Raw genomic sequence first — 17,153 nt, 5'->3', positions numbered from 1 at the left:
GCGTTTGCGCTGTCGACCGAAACCTGGCTAACGAACACAATCCTAACCTTTGGGACGTTTGGCCTGTCGACCGAAACGCCGAAATGAAAGCCCAACGCTGCCCTCAGGAGCCGTGCAACTTGTCGCCCGGACGCTGGAAATGGAAGCCCGACATGGACATTCCACCCAACGACTCCGGGGGTCGATGGCGAAGCGAGCCTTTCCGACCCCTGGAGTCGTTGGGTGCACCCCTTACGCCCTGCACCAACTACACTGCCAAGAGCAATTTAATAAACGGAGCCTAAAACTATTACTTTATACCAAACTTCCGATGTGGACTTATTAACCGTTGAAATCGATCAGAATGGAATTGATTTTCTGAGCCATATCTTTTGTGATGGAGGGCCGTTCATGCGGTTTTTGGACTTGTATGCGAACTTTATGGCGGGGCTACCGGATCCGGAACAGGTAAGGGATTTTTGAGAGGAAGTAAAGGGGCTGGATTAACATTTAGATAAATAAGGCAAACTTTGTATATTAGCAATACGGCTACTGGCTACCGATATGGTAGCCCTTTCTCTTTGCAGAATATGACAAGAGTACAGGAAAATTCATTGCGAAAGTGCAAGGGAGAATAAAGGCGTGAAATTGACTTGCGAAATACTCGATAATTATGCTATATTTGCGATTGTAGTTCTTGGCCGGTTACAAATGGATATTGAGTTCTTTAAAGCGAGCGAATTAGACGGAAATATTAAAGCTACCATTCATGCGAATGGCAAGCTAGGATTTAATCGTAACGCCGAAAAGAAACTTAACTTAGAGAGCGTAAAGACTGTTAAGATTGGACGAACAAAGGAGTACGAGAAAGATCGTAATCTTTTCTTAATTACGACTGAGACGGACGATGTAGATGGATTTGCGGTTATGAAGTCGGGTTCGTACTTTTATGCAAATACCCGAAGTCTATTTGATTTGCTTGGCGAGGACTACGAAAACGTTAAGGTTATCTATGACATTGTCGAGATAGAGCTTAACGGGCAAAAGATATTTAAACTAAAACGACGTACGCTTGAGCGAAAGAAAGGCGAGAGTGAAATAGAGGAATAAAAAAACGGATGCAAGGAGGGTTTAGCAGACCAGTCCAAGCATCCGTCCTCATAAAATTGATTTCTGTAGGAGGAGATCAATACCAATAAGATGGCCTGATTAGCTCATCACAGCCTCTTATTGTCTTAACAAATTTACTCTACTTGATTGTAAAAGTCAAGTGCTGGTCTGCTTCACCCCATAAAAAATATAACAAAATGGGAAAATTTAAGGTGTTTAAAAGCACAGTAAACCAGCAGTATTTCTTTCGCTTTAACGCAAGTAATGGTGAGCAAATCTTGTCCAGCGAGATGTACACCACGAAGCAAAACTGCTACAATGGTATAGCCGCCGTAAAATCGCGTGCGCCTTATGATTCGGCTTATTTGAGAATTGATAATCCATTGGATTATCGTTTCAATATGATAAGCACCAATTATCAGGTGATTGCCCGAAGCAGTGAAGGTTATACCACAAAAGTGAATCGAGAAAATGCGATTGGCGTAGTGAAAAACGAAGCCCCAACGGCTCCTATAGAGGACCTAAGCTAATTTTTTTTAGGCGGAAGGTTTTACCCTTCCGCCATTTTTGTTGTGTGTGCGATAACGTTATTCGCACATGATTACTACCACTATTGTGACAAAATCGGCAGATGGCTTTCCCGTCAGCCACAAAAGTGATGGGTTTGCTAAGAATAAAGCCGTTGCCTCGTGGATTTTTGCTTTTTGTGGATGGGGCGCCAGTGGACTCTATGCTGAACTATTCCTTCTGGAAGAAGATGTTGAATGGAGTGAGTCAGAAGAATATTTTCCTTGCAACAAACAAGAACTTTGGGTATTAGGGGGTTGCCTATCCCTGAACTAATTTACGGCCAGCTTCAAGCCCACTCTTTACCTTGAACTGCATAAGCACCCTGTCAGAAACAATTAAGGGCGCTGCGCCTGCCCAACGCTACCGATGCCAAGCCAACTGCCGAACGCCCGACGGTTGACAGAGATTACTTGAACCTTCACCCACTAAGATATTGGACGCAAAATCACTAAGCGATATTTAGTTGTTGGTCAATTAACTATCGTTTAGTGCATAACTCAAGAACTAGCTTGTTTGGGCGTGATTATAACTAACTTACTAATAAGCACGAATATCTAACCCATAAGTTACCGCCAATTTATTAAGCATAAGATTATATAGCCAATATTTGCCGAAATAGGGCTAGAATTTTCTATTATCAATATCCATCTTGTTCGGTTTGTCCCTCTTCCCATTTCTGGGACGGGACACTTTTTCAGAATACTACTTAGTATGGACAAATCGTGTAAGAGGTGCACATCAGCATACAACTTTATTTTTTATTATTTATATGGTGGTAAACCATGTTACGACTTCCATTAAAAACCTACACCCCACGTTTTAACTCTTGTATTATTTATAAGGGCTCTGCACTACGTTTTTTTATTCCTTTTCTGTCATAGCAGAGTAAATCACCTCTGTGATCAACCAAACGTTAACGCAGGGTAAGTACGTATCTGTGTTAGGAAACGTGTTAGTAAAAATAAATAAAGCCACTCACAAATATTGTAAGTGGCTGATAATCAGTGTCGGGAAGGCGGGATTCGAACCCACGACCTCTTGCACCCCATGCAAGCACGCTACCGGACTGCGCTACATCCCGAATTGTTTTGCAAAGATAAATGGATAATGAATACTGTACAATGGTAAATGACGAAAAACCGTCCCAAATGCACATTATTCATTATCCATCGGGCATTATTCCTTAATTCCGACCAGTTCCCTGTCGGGCTGGGGCCGGTGCTTGGTTTGATTGCTGACGCTGTTGCTGCATCGGGTTAGGCTGCGGGGTAAAGCCGCCCTGCCGCTGCCGGAATAACTGGAACCGGGTAGGCGTTGATACCCGTGGGAACGAGTTATTTTCAGCGTCGATATCCGCAATCTCCTGGAACGGGTCGAGCGTCCACTGCGTCACTTTCTTGTTGGTAGCAATCACTTTCTTGATCTGAACATCGTTGAAGCGCCAGATTTCGGCCGGGAAGCGGGCAACTGAGTCCGTGCCGTCCTCAAACTGCATCCGGATAATCACCGGCATTGGCAATCCACCTTTATTTTTGAGCGAAAGCGTGTAGTAGTTCATCGTACTGCTATTCTCAACCGTTTTGCGCTCTTCGGGCGAGAGGGTAGCCAGATAGTCCTGATAGCGTTTTTTGTCCTGCTCGGTTACGGCGTAGGGGTCATAGCTGTTGTAGAAATCCTTCATGGTGCTGTCCTGCGCCACCACGGTGTTTCCTTTATCGGCCGCATCGCGTTGCTTGCTGATGGTGTTGTTACGCCGTTGCGCAGCTTCGCGGGCGAGTGCCTTGTTGACTTCGGGGTTCTGGTTGTCGGCCTGGAACCAATCAACTTCAACCAAATCCTGATCCACAGGCTGTACGCCATAGAACCAGCCTTTCCAGAACCAGTCGAGGTCAACGCCCGAAGCATCTTCCATCGTCCGGAAGAAATCGGCTGGGGTTGGCGACTTGAACTTCCAGCGGTTAGCATACTCTTTGAAAGCATAGTCGAACAACTCGCGGCCCATTACCGTTTCGCGCAGGATGTTGAGCGCTGTTGCGGGTTTGGCGTACGCGTTAGGTCCGAGCAGAATCACGTTCTCGCCCGATGTCATGATAGGCACCAGCATGTTCTTGTCCATCTTCATGTAATCGACAATATCGCGTGGTTCGCCCCGGCGGCTTGGCCAGTTGTAGTCCCATTCCTTCTCGGCCAGATACTGGCAGAACGTGTTCAGACCCTCGTCCATCCAAGTCCACTGCCGCTCATCGGAGTTTACGATCATGGGGAAAAAGTTGTGACCTACTTCGTGGATAATCACACCGATCATGCCGTATTTGGTTTGCTCCGAATACGTACCATCGGCTTCGGGCCGACCGCCGTTGAACGAGATCATGGGGTATTCCATACCGCCCCCGGCCACTGAGTGTACCGAAATAGCCACGGGGTAGGGGTACTCAAACGTGCGCTTGCCGTACGACCGCAGGGTGTGCTCAACCGCGCGTGTCGAATACTTTTCCCAAAGAGGATTGCCTTCTTTGGGGTAGTACGACATACTCCAAATCTTACGACCGTTACCATATACATCGGTCTGCATAGCGTCCCAGATATATTTGCGCGATGACGCAAAGGCAAAGTCGCGAACGTTATCAGCTTTGTAGATCCAGGTCTTTGTTGCCGTTGCCTTGTTCTTCTCTGCGGCTTCGGCCTCGGCCTGGGTCACAATTACCACGGGCGTCTTGGCATTTTTGGCCTGGTTTAGCCGCTGCATCTGCGTGGGCGTGAGTACCTGATTGTAGTTCTGGCATTCGCCTGAAGCAGCCACAACATGGTCGGCTGGTACGGTGATGGCTACTTTGTAGTTACCAAATATGAGGGTAAACTCCGAGCCGCCCAGAAACTGCTTATTCTGCCAGCCGTTTATGTCGTCGTACTTACACAGGCGCGGAAACCAGTGGGCGATGTTGTAGTTGTAGTTACCATCTTTCGGGAAAAACTCGTAGCCTGAGCGGCCATAGTACTCCGTCACGTAGTAATTCCAGTCCACTCCAAACTGCACCGACTTGCCGGGTGCCAAAGGCGTGGGCAGCTCGATCCGCATCATGGTTTGGTTGATCGTGTACTTCAGGGGCTTGTGCGCCTTATCGTACACTGCCGTGATATTATAACCGTACTTATCAGAAGGCTGATTCTGGCTACGCTCACGCACTGAGTTGAGGTTGCTCAACTGGCTGATGCTCATACCCTGCTCGCTGATGCCGCCCGTACGGGTCAGGCTGGCTGTAGAGCCCTTGGCAAACAGGTTCTGATCAAGCTGAAGCCAGATGTAAGTCAATACATCCGGTGAATTGTTATAATACGTTACCGTCTCCGAGCCAGTAATTTTCTGGTTGGCATCGTCGAGGGTAACCTTAATATCATAATCAGCGCGGTTCTCGAAGTAGTCTTTCCCCGGTGCCCCCGACGACGTTCGGAACGTGTTGGGCGTTGGGAGTGCGGGTCCCAGCTGTTCAAAGCGATCGTTGGCGCTGAAGCTCGACGGGGCCTGCTGGGCCAGCAGCGAACCCGACCAAAGCATCAGACAGATACTTAAAAGCTTTTTCTTCATGGTTTGTTGGTTAGTTAAATTCAGGCGTTAGTTGCGGCCGGTTCCCTGTCGGGCAGGGGCGGGTGCTTGGTTTGATTGCTGACGTTGCTGCTGCATCGGGTTGGGAGCCGATGCGCCTGCTCCGCGCTGCTGCTTAAACAGTTGGAACCGGGTTGGCTGCTGCGGTGCCGGTGGAAAACTGTTGTCTTCCGTGTTGATGTCGGCAATTTCGCTGAAGGGGTCCAGCGTCCATTGCTTCACCTTCTTGTTGGTAGTGATGATCTTCTTGATCTGGACATCGTTGAAGCGCCAGATTTCGGCCGGGAAGCGGGCAACTGAGTCCGTGCCGTCCTCAAATTCCATCCGAACAATCACCGGCATTGGTAATCCACCCTTGTTTTGCAGCGAGAGCGTGTAGTAGTTGGTGTTGCCCTCGGCCAGCTTACGCTCTTCAGGTGAGAGGGTAGCCAGATAGTCCTGGTAGCGTTTCTTGTCCTGCTCGGTTACGGCGTAGGGGTCGTAGCTGTTGTAGAAGTCCTTCATGGTGCTGTCCTGCGCCACCACGGTGTTTCCTTTATCGGCCGCATCGCGTTGCTTGCTGACAGTGTTGTTACGCCGTTGGGCTGCCGCGCGGGCTTCACCTTTCGTAATCTCCGGGTTCTGGCTGGCTGGCTGAAACCAGTCGACCTTAGTCAGAGCCTGATCCACGGGCTGTACACTGTAGAACCAGCCTTTCCAGAACCAGTCGAGGTCAACACCCGAAGCATCTTCCATCGTCCGGAAGAAATCGGCGGGCGTGGGCGACTTGAACATCCACCGGCGCGAGTACTCTTTAAACGCATAGTCGAACAGCTCACGACCCATGATGGTTTCGCGCAGGATGTTAAGGCCCGTGGCTGGTTTGCTGTACGCATTAGGCCCAAACGTATTCGGCGGAATATTGTCAGAGCTGGCCATGATGGGCACCTGCTGCGACGGGTTCAGGCGCATGTAATCGGTAATGTATTGGGGCTCGATGCCGTGGGCCGGGAAATCTGGGTCCCATTCCAGACAGGCCAAGCCCTCCAGAAAGCTGTTCAAACCTTCGTCCATCCACGACCATTGACGCTCGTCGGAGTTGACAATCATCGGGAAGAAGTTGTGCCCTACCTCGTGGATAACGACCAGAATCAGGAAGTTTTTGGTGCCTTGCGAATACGTACCATCGGGCTCGGGACGGGCACCGTTAAAGCAGATCATGGGGTACTCCATACCACCCACTGGGCCGTGTACTGAATACGCTACTGGGTAAGGGTAGCCAAACGTACGTTTTGAGTACGACCGCAGCGTGTGAGCCACGAGCCGGGTCGAGTATTGGCCCCAAAGTGGGTTGGCTTCTTTTGGGTAGAGCGACATGGCCCAAACCCGCTTGCCTTCGATGTTAGGGTTGAGGGCATCCCAAACAAACTTGCGCGACGAGGCAAAGGCAAAATCGCGTACGTTGTTCGCTTTATAGATCCAGGTCTTTTTGCCCGTGGGCTTACCTTTTTCAGCGGCTTCGGCTTCAGCCTGCGTTACGATCAGAACCGGATTCTCGCCGGGTTTATCGCCTTTGCCTTTAGCATTGTTCCAGCGGGCCAACTGTGTGGGCGTGAGCACTTGCGATGGGTTTTGCAGCTCGCCCGTAGCGCCTACAACGTGGTCGTTGGGTACGGTAAGGGCAACTTTGTAGTTACCGAAGATGAGGGTAAACTCGCCCTGTCCCAAAAACTGCTTGTTCTGCCAGCCGTTCGCGTCGTCGTAGGCACACATACGCGGGAACCATTGAGCAATTTCATAAACGTAGTTGCCGTCTTTGGGGAAATACTCGTAACCCGACCGGGCGCCGGTCGATTTTGCGTCGACAATATTGAAGTTCCAGTCAATACCAAACTGAACCGATTTACCGGGTGCCACAGGGGCGGGCAGGTCGATGCGCATCATGGTCTGGTTGATGGTGTACTTCAACGGCTTGCCGGCCGCATCGCGCACCGACGTGATGTTGTACCCGTAATTTTTGGTGCGCAGTGATGCGCTGGGGTCAAGTTGCGAAGCCGAAGCCCCGCGCTCAGCGTTAATACTGTTGGTACGGGCCGTGTTGCCAATTGCCTCGGGCCGGAACAGGTTCTGGTCGAGCTGTACCCACAGGTAGGTGAGAGCGTCGGGTGAGTTGTTGAAATAAGTGATGGTTTCCGAGCCGGTGATGCGCTGGTTAGCGTCGTCGAGTTCAGCCTTGATGTCGTAATCGGCGCGGTTCTGGAAGTAATCTTTACCCGGTGCCCCCGATGAGCTTCGGAACGTGTTGGGGGTTGGGAGCACGGGCCCCAGTTGCTCAAACCGCGTGTTCGCGCTGTACGTAGAGGGGGGCGTTTGAGCGTTGACGAAGGAGATACTGGCGGCCAAAAGCCATAGCCAGAAGTAGTTTCTCATGAAAGGTAAGATTAAACAAAGAATATTCCGTAAAAATACGAAAAAGTGACTATTCACCGGCTACCAGCGGGTTATTCAAAATTAATGAAAGAGCCATTCCGGCTACAATTCCTGATATAATGAGCGTCCAGGAGTGTCGGCGCGCGCCTAATTGCTCGATAGCAAGCCAGGCAACGGCCAGAATAAGTAGCACGATCAGAAGTTGCCCCAGTTCAAGGCCGATGTTGAAGGCAAGCAAAGGTTGCCAGATTGAGGACTCCCGGCCGAGCAGGCTGCGGAGATAATTGGAGAAACCCAGCCCATGAATTAAGCCAAAAATAGCCGCCAGGGTGTACCGGGGCCAGGGGCGGTTCGCGCGGTTCCGGGTCCGAAACCGGTTGGTTTTATCTTCCTGAAAAAAGTTGACAATCGCCGTAATCAGAATGGTAATCGGGATAAGTAGTTCGATGACATCGGTACGGTATTCAACCAGCCGCAACGTGGCCAACGCCAGCGTAATGGAGTGCCCAAGCGTGAACGCCGTGACCAGAATCAGAACCTGCCGCCATTCGCGCAGGGTGTAAATAGCGCAGAGGGCAATAACAAACAGAATGTGATCGTAACCGCTTGGGTCAGTAATATGATCGAAACCTAACCCAAGGTAGATGAAGAAGTCAGACATACAGAAATGCGTAATGAGTAATGCTGAATATAAGCAAGGTCCAAAACTAACCATACTTATGCATTACGCATTCATCATTACACATTACTCATTCTTATCGGTCCAGTTCTCCCATCACAATATCAATTGACCCCAGAATAGCCACCAAATCGGCAATCATAGCCCCTTTACTGATTTCAGAAAGGACCGACAGATTGTGAAACGAGCAGGCCCGGCACTTGCACCGAACCGGAATGTCAGAGCGGCCGTCGGTTCGGAAAAAGAAGCCTAATTCACCTTTTGAGCTTTCGCCCCGTACATACACATCCATCGCTTTCGGCCGAATCTTTTTGGGCAGTATGGCATGCGGGTCAAAATCGCGGGTGCGTTTGTGGGGGCCCGTGAGCTGATCGAGGCATTGGCTTATAATGCGGAGCGACTCGCGGCACTCCCGAATCCGAACGTAGTTGCGGTCCCAGCAGTCGCCAACGGTGCCCACTTGTCCGGTCCCAATCGGAATCTCAAAGTCGAGTTCAGGATACACCGAGTACCCATCAACCCGGCGGAGGTCGTACCGCAGGCCTGACCCTCGTAGTACCGGGCCGGTACAACCGTAGTTGATCGCTACCGCCAGGGGCAGCACGCCCACACCGGCCGTACGCTTCATAAAGATCTCGTTGTCGCTCACGAGTTGCTCCAGTTCGGTAAGCTTGGGAGCCAGGTAGGTAACCAGCTCACGGCAGCGTTCTTCAAACCCTACGGGCAGGTCGTAAAATAAGCCCCCGATCCAGATATAGTTGTAGAGCATGCGGGCCCCACTCACCCATTCGAGCATGCGCTGAATATGCTCGCGGTCGCGCATGTAGTATAGGAAAGGCGTGTAAGCCCCTATATCGATAGCATACGTCCCGATAGCGACAAAGTGCGAGGCAATCCGGTTTAGCTCGGCAACCAGCACACGGATGTACTCGATTCGTTTGGGAATATCGCCCTGAATGCCAAGCATTTTCTCCACGCCCATCACAAACACATGCTCGGAGTTCATGGCAGCTAAGTAATCGAGCCGGTCAACAAACGGAATTGTCTGATTAAACGGGAGCGACTGGGCATGCTTTTCAAAGCAGCGGTGCAGATAGCCCATATGCGGCACCGTGTCGACAATAATTTCGCCATCCGTGACCACTTCGAGCCGCAATACCCCGTGGGTTGAGGGGTGTTGCGGCCCCATGTTCAGAATCATCTGTCCTTCGGCCAGGTCTTCGGGCCGGTAGAAGTTGGTCTCCGAGTCGAGCAGATAGGTATCTGATGGGCTCGATTCGGTTTTAATCAGGCCTGCACCGGGTGTATAATCAAGCGTTTGTGTCGTCGTCATGGGCAGCACAAAGGTAGTGGTCGTCAATTGTAACAGGGTAACAGGAGTTGGTCTAAAACAGTGTCAATAGCGCGCGAAATGACTTTTTCAACGTAAAATGTTCAGAGACTGTGGATAACTAATTAAAAGTCATCACATTTTCGGCTTGTGCTTTGTCTGAATCTTAAAAGTTTCTTACCTTTGCGCTCCTGTTGAGAAAATAGATCATAGCGATGGCTAAGAAAGGCAATAGAATTCAGGTTATTTTGGAGTGCACCGAGCAAAAAGACTCTGGTGTTCCAGGCATGTCGCGGTACATTACTACGAAAAACCGCAAGAATACGCCGAGCCGTATCGAGCGTAAGAAATACAACCCGTTCCTGAAGCGTGTAACGCTTCACAAAGAAATTAAATAAGTGTTTAAGGCTTGTAGTTTATAGTTTGTAGCTCTCCCTGTTGAGACATCTAAACTGTAAACCACAAACCGTAAACTATAAACTTTACCAAAATGGCAAAGAAGGTAGTTGCAACCCTGAAAACAAAGGACAACGGCAAGGCATTCGCCAAAATCATCAAAGCCGTTAAGTCGCCAAAGACTGGCGCCTACACCTTTAAGGAAGAAATGGTCCCGGTGGACGAGGTGCAGAATGCGCTGAAAGCTTAGTCGCTTTTTAGCCATCGGCATCCATACACTCACGAAAGTCCCCCAGAGGGACTTTTTTTGTTTTAGCTTTGTTCAAAAAGTAGCAGTTCCGTGTTCAATCGGTTAAATGGAGTGTTCGGCAGAAAACGTCGGCAATCCGAAACCCTGCACCGGCCGGCGACCGCTAAGCACAAAAACTATGGCCTTATTCGGTTTATTCTCGAAGGAAAAAAAAGAAACGCTCGATAAGGGGCTCGAAAAAACAAAAGACAGTTTCTTCTCCAAACTGGGCCGCGCAGTCGTTGGCAAATCGAAGGTCGACGATGAGGTGCTCGACGATCTGGAGGAAGTATTAATTACGTCGGATGTGGGGGTTGATACCACCGTTAAGATTATCCGACGCATTGAAGAGCGGGTGGCTCGCGATAAATACCTCGGTACTGACGAGCTCGATCGGATTCTGCGCGAAGAAATTGCTGGTCTGCTTTCGGAGACCCAGGCAGGGGGCAACACCCCGGCCGAGGATTTTGAATTGCCCGCCGATAAACGGCCCTACGTGATTATGGTAGTAGGTGTCAACGGGGTGGGTAAAACAACGACCATTGGTAAGTTGGCGGCTCAGTTTCATAAGCGGGGCTACAAAGTGGTACTTGGCGCGGGCGATACCTTCCGGGCGGCTGCCGTGGATCAGCTCAAGCTGTGGGGTAGCCGGGTGGGCGTACCCGTGATTGAGCACGGTATGAATACCGACCCCTCGGCCGTAGCCTTCGACGCGGTAAAGAAAGCCGTGGATATGCAGGCCGATGTGGTCATTATCGACACGGCAGGTCGCTTGCACACGAAGGTGAACCTGATGAACGAGCTGAGCAAAATCAAGCGGGTAATGCAGAAGTTCCTGCCCGAAGCCCCTCATGAAGTCTTGCTGGTGCTGGATGGCTCAACCGGGCAAAATGCGTTTATTCAGGCTACCGAATTTACCAAAGCGACCGAAGTAACGGCCCTGGCGATTACCAAACTCGACGGTACGGCCAAAGGGGGCGTTGTAATCGGTATTTCGGATCAGTTTAAGATTCCGGTCAAATATATTGGTGTGGGTGAGCGAATCGACGATTTGCAGACGTTCAACAAGATGGAGTTTGTGGATTCGTTTTTTAAGAAGTAAGCGGTACGATTGAAGACCTCGTGGACTACATGTTGTGGTAAAGACTAGAAACGAAACTACTTCGTGGTACTCGCTTGATGAACTAAAACGAGAATTAGGCCTGTGAGCAAATTCAGTTATACCCGGTTCTGGCTACTGGTAGGATTAACCTGCTCCTCCTTACTTGTGTATGCACAGCAGGCCAAGCCCCGCAAGCCGAAACCCACGCCCGCGCAGGGTATTTGCGGAACGGTAGTCGAGAAACAGGGTAACTTTATGCCCGGTCCCGATAAACCCGTGCCGAAAGGCAAACCGGTGGTTCGGGAGGTGGTGATCTATCCGGCCCTGACGTTGGAGCAGGTGCGCCGTGACGAGGAGGGGTTCATTACGGAGGTGCCGGGCATAGCCCCGGTGCGGACGGTGAAATCCGACAAACAAGGTAAGTTTTGCGCCTACAAGTTACCTGCTGGTCGATACTCGGTGCTGATTCGGGAGCCGAAGGGCCTGTTTGGTAATCAGTTCGACGGGCAGAACCACATCAACCCCGAAACGGTAACTCCCCGCAAAGTGACCCGCACAACGCTCGAAATTACCCACGGCGCGGCATTCTGATTCGGACTTTAACAGCGAACGAGTGGTATGGGTATAGGGGTCATTCTGCTGCTCATTTTTGGAGGGCTTATGTATCGGCTGATTCGCTTCTCCCGTGAATCAACCGGTGATGGGTCGCCCCTGGAAAAACAGGTGACCTACCAGACTACCGAATGGCAGTACTTCACCCGGTTCGACCTGCTCTCGACCGTATTTCTGGGCTTTGTTTGCCTCTATTTACCTTATGTGGTAGTTGCATATGGGTTGCCAGCTGCTAAAACAGTCTGGCATTATGCGATTGCTATTGGCCTGGTTGGTGTATGCGGCTGGGCTCTGTATTATATCTGGATATGGTTTCGGCTCAACAACCAATACTGGCAATTAACTCGTGATGTCCTGGTAACACTCGACCCGGCAGACAAGCGTGTCTTCCTTCAATACCCCGACTATACCGTTTCATTTACGGCCGCCGATGCAACCCGAGTTGAACTGGTAGGCACGGGGTCGAAAGGGTCTAAGCTTTTCAGTGGGTTTACGTACTGGCGGTTTCACCTGACCGACGGGTTGATCGTTTATCTAAATAACAACAGTTCGTTTCTAACCCATATTCAGGAAGTGTATTTCGGGCAGGTGCCGTTTCGGTACGAGGGTAAACGAATTCCCTGGATCGATAGGGAAGTGATTTCTGAATCTGCCGAGGCCTAACGAACTTTGCCCCAAACCTAACCGTTGCTTAGCATACGGTAATTCAACTGATTGTCTTGAAAACTAAAGGAGTTCGTACCAATAAAATCAATATTGTCACACTGGGTTGTTCCAAGAATCTGGTTGATTCGGAGGTGCTGTTTACGCAGCTCAAGGGCAACGGCATGGAGGTGACGCACGAGTCGAAGAAGGACGACGCCAACATTGTGGTGATCAATACCTGCGGCTTTATCGATAATGCCAAGGAGGAGTCGATTAACACCATTTTGCGCTATACCGACGCCAAAGAAGCCGGCATGGTGGACAAGGTGTACGTAACGGGTTGTTTATCGCACCGCTACAAAGACGAGCTGGAGGTTGAGATTCCGACCGTCGATGCGTGGTTTGGCACCAACGAGATGCCGCGCCTGCTCAAAACACTTCGGGCCGACTACAAAAAAGAACTCGTAGGCGAGCGGTTGCTCACAACCCCCGCGCATTTTGCGTATCTCAAAATTGCCGAAGGCTGCGATCGTCCCTGCTCGTTTTGCGCCATTCCGCTCATGCGGGGCGGGCATGTGTCGCGCCCGATGGACGAACTGCTCACCGAAGCCCGGTCGTTGGCCCGGCGTGGTACTAAAGAGCTGATACTGATTGCCCAGGACCTGACGTATTACGGTCTGGATATTTACAAAAAGCGGAACCTGTCGGAGCTGATTGGTCAATTGGCCGACGTGGAGGGCATTGAATGGGTACGGCTGCAATACGCCTATCCGTCGGGTTTTCCGCTCGATGTGCTCGACGTGATGCGCGAGCACCCGCACGTGTGTAAGTACCTTGATATGCCCCTCCAAACAGGCTCAACGGCCATGCTGAAGGCTATGCGTCGGGGTATCACCCGTGAGAAAACCGAAGAGCTAGTGCATACCATACGGGAGCGCGTGCCGGGTATTGCCCTGCGTACTACCCTGATTGTGGGCCACCCCGGCGAAACCGACGCCATGTTTGAGGAAACCTACGACTTTGTGGAGCGGATGCGTTTTGAGCGGTTGGGCGTGTTTACGTACTCGCACGAAGACCAAACGCACTCGTTTACAATGCCCGACGATGTGCCAGCCGATGTAAAACAGGAGCGTGCCGACGCCATTATGGAGCTTCAGCAGGGCATTTCGTACGAGCTGAATCAGGAGCGAATCGGGCAAACGTACAAGGTGCTGTTCGACCGGAAAGAAGGTGGTCATTTTATCGGTCGTACGCAGTTTGACTCGCCTGAGGTAGACAACGAAGTGATTGTTTCAGCCGATACGTATGTCAGATTAGGCGACTTTGCGAACGTCCGGGTAGAGCGGGCCGAGGAATTTGATTTGTACGGCGTGGTGGTGTAAATTGGGGTAATGAAACTGACTAACAATGACATACAAACCATCCGGCAGTATTTGCAGGGTAAGCCTGTGATAAAAGCCTATGTGTTTGGGTCTTATGCCAGGGGCGAAGCTACCGAGCAAAGCGACCTGGATTTGTTAGTTGAGCTTGACTACGCACAACCTATTGGTCTGCAATTTGTCGGCATGAAACTGGATCTGGAGACGCGGCTACACAGAGCCGTTGACCTGGTGTCAGTAAACGGTTTGTCGGCTCATATCCGCCCTTTTATAGACGCCGACAAACAGCTTATTTATGAAAGGCCGATTCGGTGATAAGCAGCGCATTTTACATGTGTTGGAGGCTATTGACGAGATAGAGCAGTATGTGCGTTTGGTGACGTTTGAGACGTTCTTGGGAAACTCGATGATGCGGTTCGCCTGCATCAAGCAGCTCGAAATTATCGGTGAAGCATGCAATCATGTTGAGCAGGAGACAAGAGCCAAATACCCGGATGTTGAATGGCGTAAAATTATCGGTTTGCGCCACTTGCTCATACATGAATATTTCGGCGTTGATATCGCTTTGGTTTGGGATATTATCCAACATGATTTGCCTGATTTGAAAGTACGTCTGACTCGTTTGCTCGAAGATTTTTAGGTCTATTGCGAACGTCCGGATAGAGCGGGCCGAAGAATTTGATTTGTACGGCGTAGTGGTGTGACTTGTGTTAGAACAAGGGTGCTTCAGAGGATGCGTTGATTCGAGTTCACTTTTTACAAAACGGATATGGAAGCTACAATAGACAAAGAAATGCTTCGCAAATCACTCACCCAATTGGTGAGCACTGATCCCGACTTTGTAGGTGCTTTGTTGAGTGAGGTTAATGATTTATTGAAAGAGACAAAGAAGCAGCGTCTGGCAAAAATCATTCAGGAGGATTTCGACGAATACGGTGACGTATTCAAAGCCTTAGCATGATTTTTCTCGATAAAGAAGATATCGTTTTCATCAATAAACGAACGGTTAGTGAGCATGGCGGTAATTTTATGCCGCCATGTAACTTTTTGCACGAAGAAAGCCTGGATTACGTACTCGAAGCTGTGCAAGCCGAAATGTTTGGCGAGCCGCTCTATCCAACTGTTGCTGACAAATCTGCAGTTTACTGTTACAGTATCATCTGCAACCATATTTTTTCAGACGGAAATAAGAGAACAGGCCTTGAGGCCGCTCTTGCTTTTCTTAAGCTAAATAGTATGCGGTTAAACCCTAGCTTACCGCACAATGAGCTTTTCAATTTTATCATTAATCTGGCCTCCGGTCAAGTTACCCTCGACGAATGCCGGGCCTGGTTTACGGCTAACACTGTCCGTTTATAGTGCCTGTAGCGGATAGGTTCGACTGTCCCTTTTCTCCTCAATTCGGTTGTTTGTCTTCTCCTATCCCGCTGGCTGAACCTTGCGGGTTTTTCGATTGTTGCCCTCGGTAAACCCGCTTCCTGCATGGACTGTCAGTACCTGCCGCTTTCGGCCACCGGCCAGTTTTCTTCATTTTTTCTCGACTATATAGCTCGTAAAGAGCCACTTCAGCCCTTTTATGGGCAATACCCGGTTCCCGAAGCGTTTGGGGCCCAGATTAAACAGAAGCAGAACTTCTCGGCCGAACACCGGCAAACGCTCGTGCGGGTACTGGATAAGCAGTATGCCACCCTTGCGCACAAGCCTGATGTGTCGGTACTGGCCGACCCCAACACGTTTACGGTTACAACGGGGCATCAGCTCAATATTTTTACTGGTCCGCTGTACGTAATTTACAAGCTGGTTACGACCATCAACCTAGCCAAACGACTGGCTCAGGCGTACCCCGATTACAAATTTGTGCCGGTGTACTGGATGGCTTCGGAAGACCATGACTTCGATGAGATCAGCCACGCCCGCATCTGTGGCCGTACCTACACCTGGCAAACCGAGCAACGGGGTGCTGTTGGGCGGATGAACCCTCGCGAGCTACAAACCATGTTTGCGCAGATTCCCGAAAAGCTACACCTGTTTGAACAAGCGTACCTGAATCATGATACGCTGGCCGACGCCGTTCGGTATTACATGAACGAACTGTTTGGGAGCGAGGGGCTGGTATGCCTCGACGCCGATGATCCCGAGCTGAAACAGTTGTTTGCGCCCGTCATTACCGACGAACTGACCCGTCAGACGTCGGCCCGACTCGTACAACAGACTACCGAATCGCTCGTGGCAGAAGGCTACGAAGCGGTGATTACTCCCCGCGATATTAACCTGTTTTACTTGACCGATGGCTTGCGTGAGCGTATCGAGCGCGCGCCGTCCGATTCGGCCGATGCGGGTAAATACACGGTTGTGAACACAAACTGGGCCTTCTCGGAGGCTGATCTGTTGCAGCAGGTGGCTGAGCACCCTGAACGGTTTAGCCCGAATGTGGTACTGCGGCCCTTGTATCAGGAGACTATTCTGCCTAATCTGGCTTACATCGGCGGCCCGTCGGAAGTCCCGTACTGGATGCAGTTGAAAGGGGTATTCGACCATTACCAGACGCCCTTCCCGTTGCTGATGCCCCGCAACTTTGCGCTCTACGTGCCCCGTGTGAGCGCCAAGCGGTTGTTCAAACTGGGTATGAACATGGAAGAGTGGTTCCTCGACGAAACTAAACTCAAACACCGGTATGTAGAGCATCACACCCGGCATGCCTTGCGTTTCGACAAGGAAAATAAGGCTATGCATCAGACACTTGATGCCATGCTGCACAAGGCTATGATGGTCGACCCGACGCTGGAGCGGGCCGTATTGGCCGAAACCAAGCGGTTTGCCAATGCGGTGGAGCGGTTGCAGAAAAAAATGCGCCGGGCCGAAGAACGCAATCAGGAGGTAGGCGTACGGCAGTTGCTAGCGGTTAAGCAAGAGTTGTTTCCGGGGGGCGGTTTGCAGGAGCGGGTCGAGAATTTCCTGACGTTTTACCTCAACGACAAAGGCTTTATCGAAAAGTTGCTGGGTAGCTTCGATCCATTTGATTATCGGATGCAGGTTTGCCTGGAACAATAAG

Annotated in this window: 19 protein-coding genes and 1 tRNA gene; 15 read left to right on the top strand and 5 right to left on the bottom strand. The window is 50.5% G+C overall.

The window, feature by feature from the left end:
• Positions 1 to 83 precede the first annotated feature (83 nt).
• The 4 genes from F5984_RS06740 to F5984_RS06725 all read left to right on the top strand — a co-directional run bounded on the left by F5984_RS06740 (position 84) and on the right by F5984_RS06725 (position 1,932).
• Entirely contained in the window at positions 84 to 284 is a 201-nt protein-coding gene (locus F5984_RS06740; RefSeq protein ID WP_152123492.1) for a hypothetical protein, read from the top strand.
• A 337-nt stretch (positions 285 to 621) separates the two neighbouring features.
• Positions 622 to 1,089, top strand: a complete 468-nt coding sequence (locus F5984_RS06735) for a hypothetical protein (RefSeq protein WP_152123491.1) — start codon at positions 622 to 624, stop codon at positions 1,087 to 1,089.
• Positions 1,090 to 1,232: 143 nt separating this feature from the next.
• A complete protein-coding gene (locus F5984_RS06730; protein WP_246168848.1) occupies positions 1,233 to 1,619 on the top strand; it encodes a YegP family protein in 387 nt (128 codons plus the stop codon).
• A 67-nt stretch (positions 1,620 to 1,686) separates the two neighbouring features.
• Complete coding sequence (locus F5984_RS06725) at positions 1,687 to 1,932, top strand: hypothetical protein (protein WP_152123490.1); 246 nt, start codon at positions 1,687 to 1,689, stop codon at positions 1,930 to 1,932.
• A 734-nt stretch (positions 1,933 to 2,666) separates the two neighbouring features.
• On the opposite strand, the gene F5984_RS06720 is transcribed toward F5984_RS06725, so the two are convergent.
• The 5 genes from F5984_RS06720 to F5984_RS06700 all read right to left on the bottom strand — a co-directional run bounded on the left by F5984_RS06720 (position 2,667) and on the right by F5984_RS06700 (position 9,681).
• Positions 2,667 to 2,740: transfer RNA gene (locus F5984_RS06720), tRNA-Pro, on the bottom strand.
• A gap of 102 nt (positions 2,741 to 2,842) precedes the next feature.
• Positions 2,843 to 5,242 carry a M1 family metallopeptidase gene (locus F5984_RS06715; protein WP_152123489.1) on the bottom strand — a complete coding sequence of 800 codons (2,400 nt, stop codon included), beginning with the start codon at positions 5,240 to 5,242 and terminating at the stop codon, positions 2,843 to 2,845.
• Positions 5,243 to 5,269: 27 nt separating this feature from the next.
• The gene (locus F5984_RS06710; RefSeq protein WP_152123488.1) at positions 5,270 to 7,669 is read right to left on the bottom strand and encodes a M1 family metallopeptidase; all 2,400 of its coding nucleotides are present in this window, start codon (positions 7,667 to 7,669) and stop codon (positions 5,270 to 5,272) included.
• Between the two features lie 49 nt (positions 7,670 to 7,718).
• Positions 7,719 to 8,330, bottom strand: a complete 612-nt coding sequence (locus tag F5984_RS06705) for a HupE/UreJ family protein (RefSeq protein WP_152123487.1) — start codon at positions 8,328 to 8,330, stop codon at positions 7,719 to 7,721.
• Positions 8,331 to 8,424: 94 nt separating this feature from the next.
• Positions 8,425 to 9,681, bottom strand: coding sequence for an NADH-quinone oxidoreductase subunit D (locus tag F5984_RS06700; RefSeq protein WP_152123486.1), 1,257 nt, complete (start codon positions 9,679 to 9,681; stop codon positions 8,425 to 8,427).
• A 212-nt stretch (positions 9,682 to 9,893) separates the two neighbouring features.
• Here F5984_RS06700 and rpmG point away from each other — a divergent pair, with 212 nt between their 5' ends.
• The 11 genes from rpmG to bshC all read left to right on the top strand — a co-directional run bounded on the left by rpmG (position 9,894) and on the right by bshC (position 17,152).
• A complete protein-coding gene (gene rpmG / locus F5984_RS06695; protein ID WP_044129502.1) occupies positions 9,894 to 10,076 on the top strand; it encodes a 50S ribosomal protein L33 in 183 nt (60 codons plus the stop codon).
• Between the two features lie 92 nt (positions 10,077 to 10,168).
• Positions 10,169 to 10,324: a DUF4295 domain-containing protein gene (locus F5984_RS06690; protein ID WP_019989302.1), complete on the top strand. Its 156-nt coding sequence runs from the start codon at positions 10,169 to 10,171 to the stop codon at positions 10,322 to 10,324.
• Positions 10,325 to 10,502: 178 nt separating this feature from the next.
• Positions 10,503 to 11,465: a signal recognition particle-docking protein FtsY gene (ftsY, locus tag F5984_RS06685; RefSeq protein ID WP_152123485.1), complete on the top strand. Its 963-nt coding sequence runs from the start codon at positions 10,503 to 10,505 to the stop codon at positions 11,463 to 11,465.
• Between the two features lie 102 nt (positions 11,466 to 11,567).
• Positions 11,568 to 12,056: a carboxypeptidase regulatory-like domain-containing protein gene (locus tag F5984_RS06680; RefSeq protein ID WP_246168847.1), complete on the top strand. Its 489-nt coding sequence runs from the start codon at positions 11,568 to 11,570 to the stop codon at positions 12,054 to 12,056.
• Positions 12,057 to 12,083: 27 nt separating this feature from the next.
• Positions 12,084 to 12,740 (top strand): hypothetical protein, encoded by a 657-nt coding sequence (locus F5984_RS06675; protein WP_152123484.1) that lies wholly within the window; start codon positions 12,084 to 12,086, stop codon positions 12,738 to 12,740.
• 56 nt (positions 12,741 to 12,796) lie between these two features.
• Positions 12,797 to 14,104, top strand: coding sequence for a 30S ribosomal protein S12 methylthiotransferase RimO (rimO, locus tag F5984_RS06670; RefSeq protein WP_152123483.1), 1,308 nt, complete (start codon positions 12,797 to 12,799; stop codon positions 14,102 to 14,104).
• Between the two features lie 9 nt (positions 14,105 to 14,113).
• Positions 14,114 to 14,416 carry a nucleotidyltransferase family protein gene (locus F5984_RS06665; protein WP_152123482.1) on the top strand — a complete coding sequence of 101 codons (303 nt, stop codon included), beginning with the start codon at positions 14,114 to 14,116 and terminating at the stop codon, positions 14,414 to 14,416.
• On the top strand, positions 14,397 to 14,741 hold the full coding sequence (locus F5984_RS06660) for a HepT-like ribonuclease domain-containing protein (RefSeq protein ID WP_152123481.1): 345 nt from the start codon (positions 14,397 to 14,399) through the stop codon (positions 14,739 to 14,741). Before F5984_RS06665 ends, F5984_RS06660 begins: the two co-directional genes overlap by 20 nt.
• A 129-nt stretch (positions 14,742 to 14,870) precedes the next feature.
• Positions 14,871 to 15,062 carry a hypothetical protein gene (locus F5984_RS06655; protein WP_019989309.1) on the top strand — a complete coding sequence of 64 codons (192 nt, stop codon included), beginning with the start codon at positions 14,871 to 14,873 and terminating at the stop codon, positions 15,060 to 15,062.
• Positions 15,059 to 15,460 (top strand): type II toxin-antitoxin system death-on-curing family toxin, encoded by a 402-nt coding sequence (locus tag F5984_RS06650; RefSeq protein WP_152123480.1) that lies wholly within the window; start codon positions 15,059 to 15,061, stop codon positions 15,458 to 15,460. The genes F5984_RS06655 and F5984_RS06650 overlap by 4 nt, the downstream gene beginning before the upstream one ends.
• Positions 15,461 to 15,583: 123 nt before the next feature.
• The gene (bshC, locus tag F5984_RS06645; protein WP_152123479.1) at positions 15,584 to 17,152 is read left to right on the top strand and encodes a bacillithiol biosynthesis cysteine-adding enzyme BshC; all 1,569 of its coding nucleotides are present in this window, start codon (positions 15,584 to 15,586) and stop codon (positions 17,150 to 17,152) included.
• The last annotated feature ends 1 nt before the right edge of the window (position 17,153 follow it).

It is taken from the genome of Rudanella paleaurantiibacter (assembly GCF_009184635.1).
Taxonomy (GTDB): domain Bacteria; phylum Bacteroidota; class Bacteroidia; order Cytophagales; family Spirosomataceae; genus Rudanella; species Rudanella paleaurantiibacter.
The sequence above is the reverse complement of the archived record's forward strand: the minus strand, read 5'-3'. Positions and strand labels throughout refer to the sequence as shown.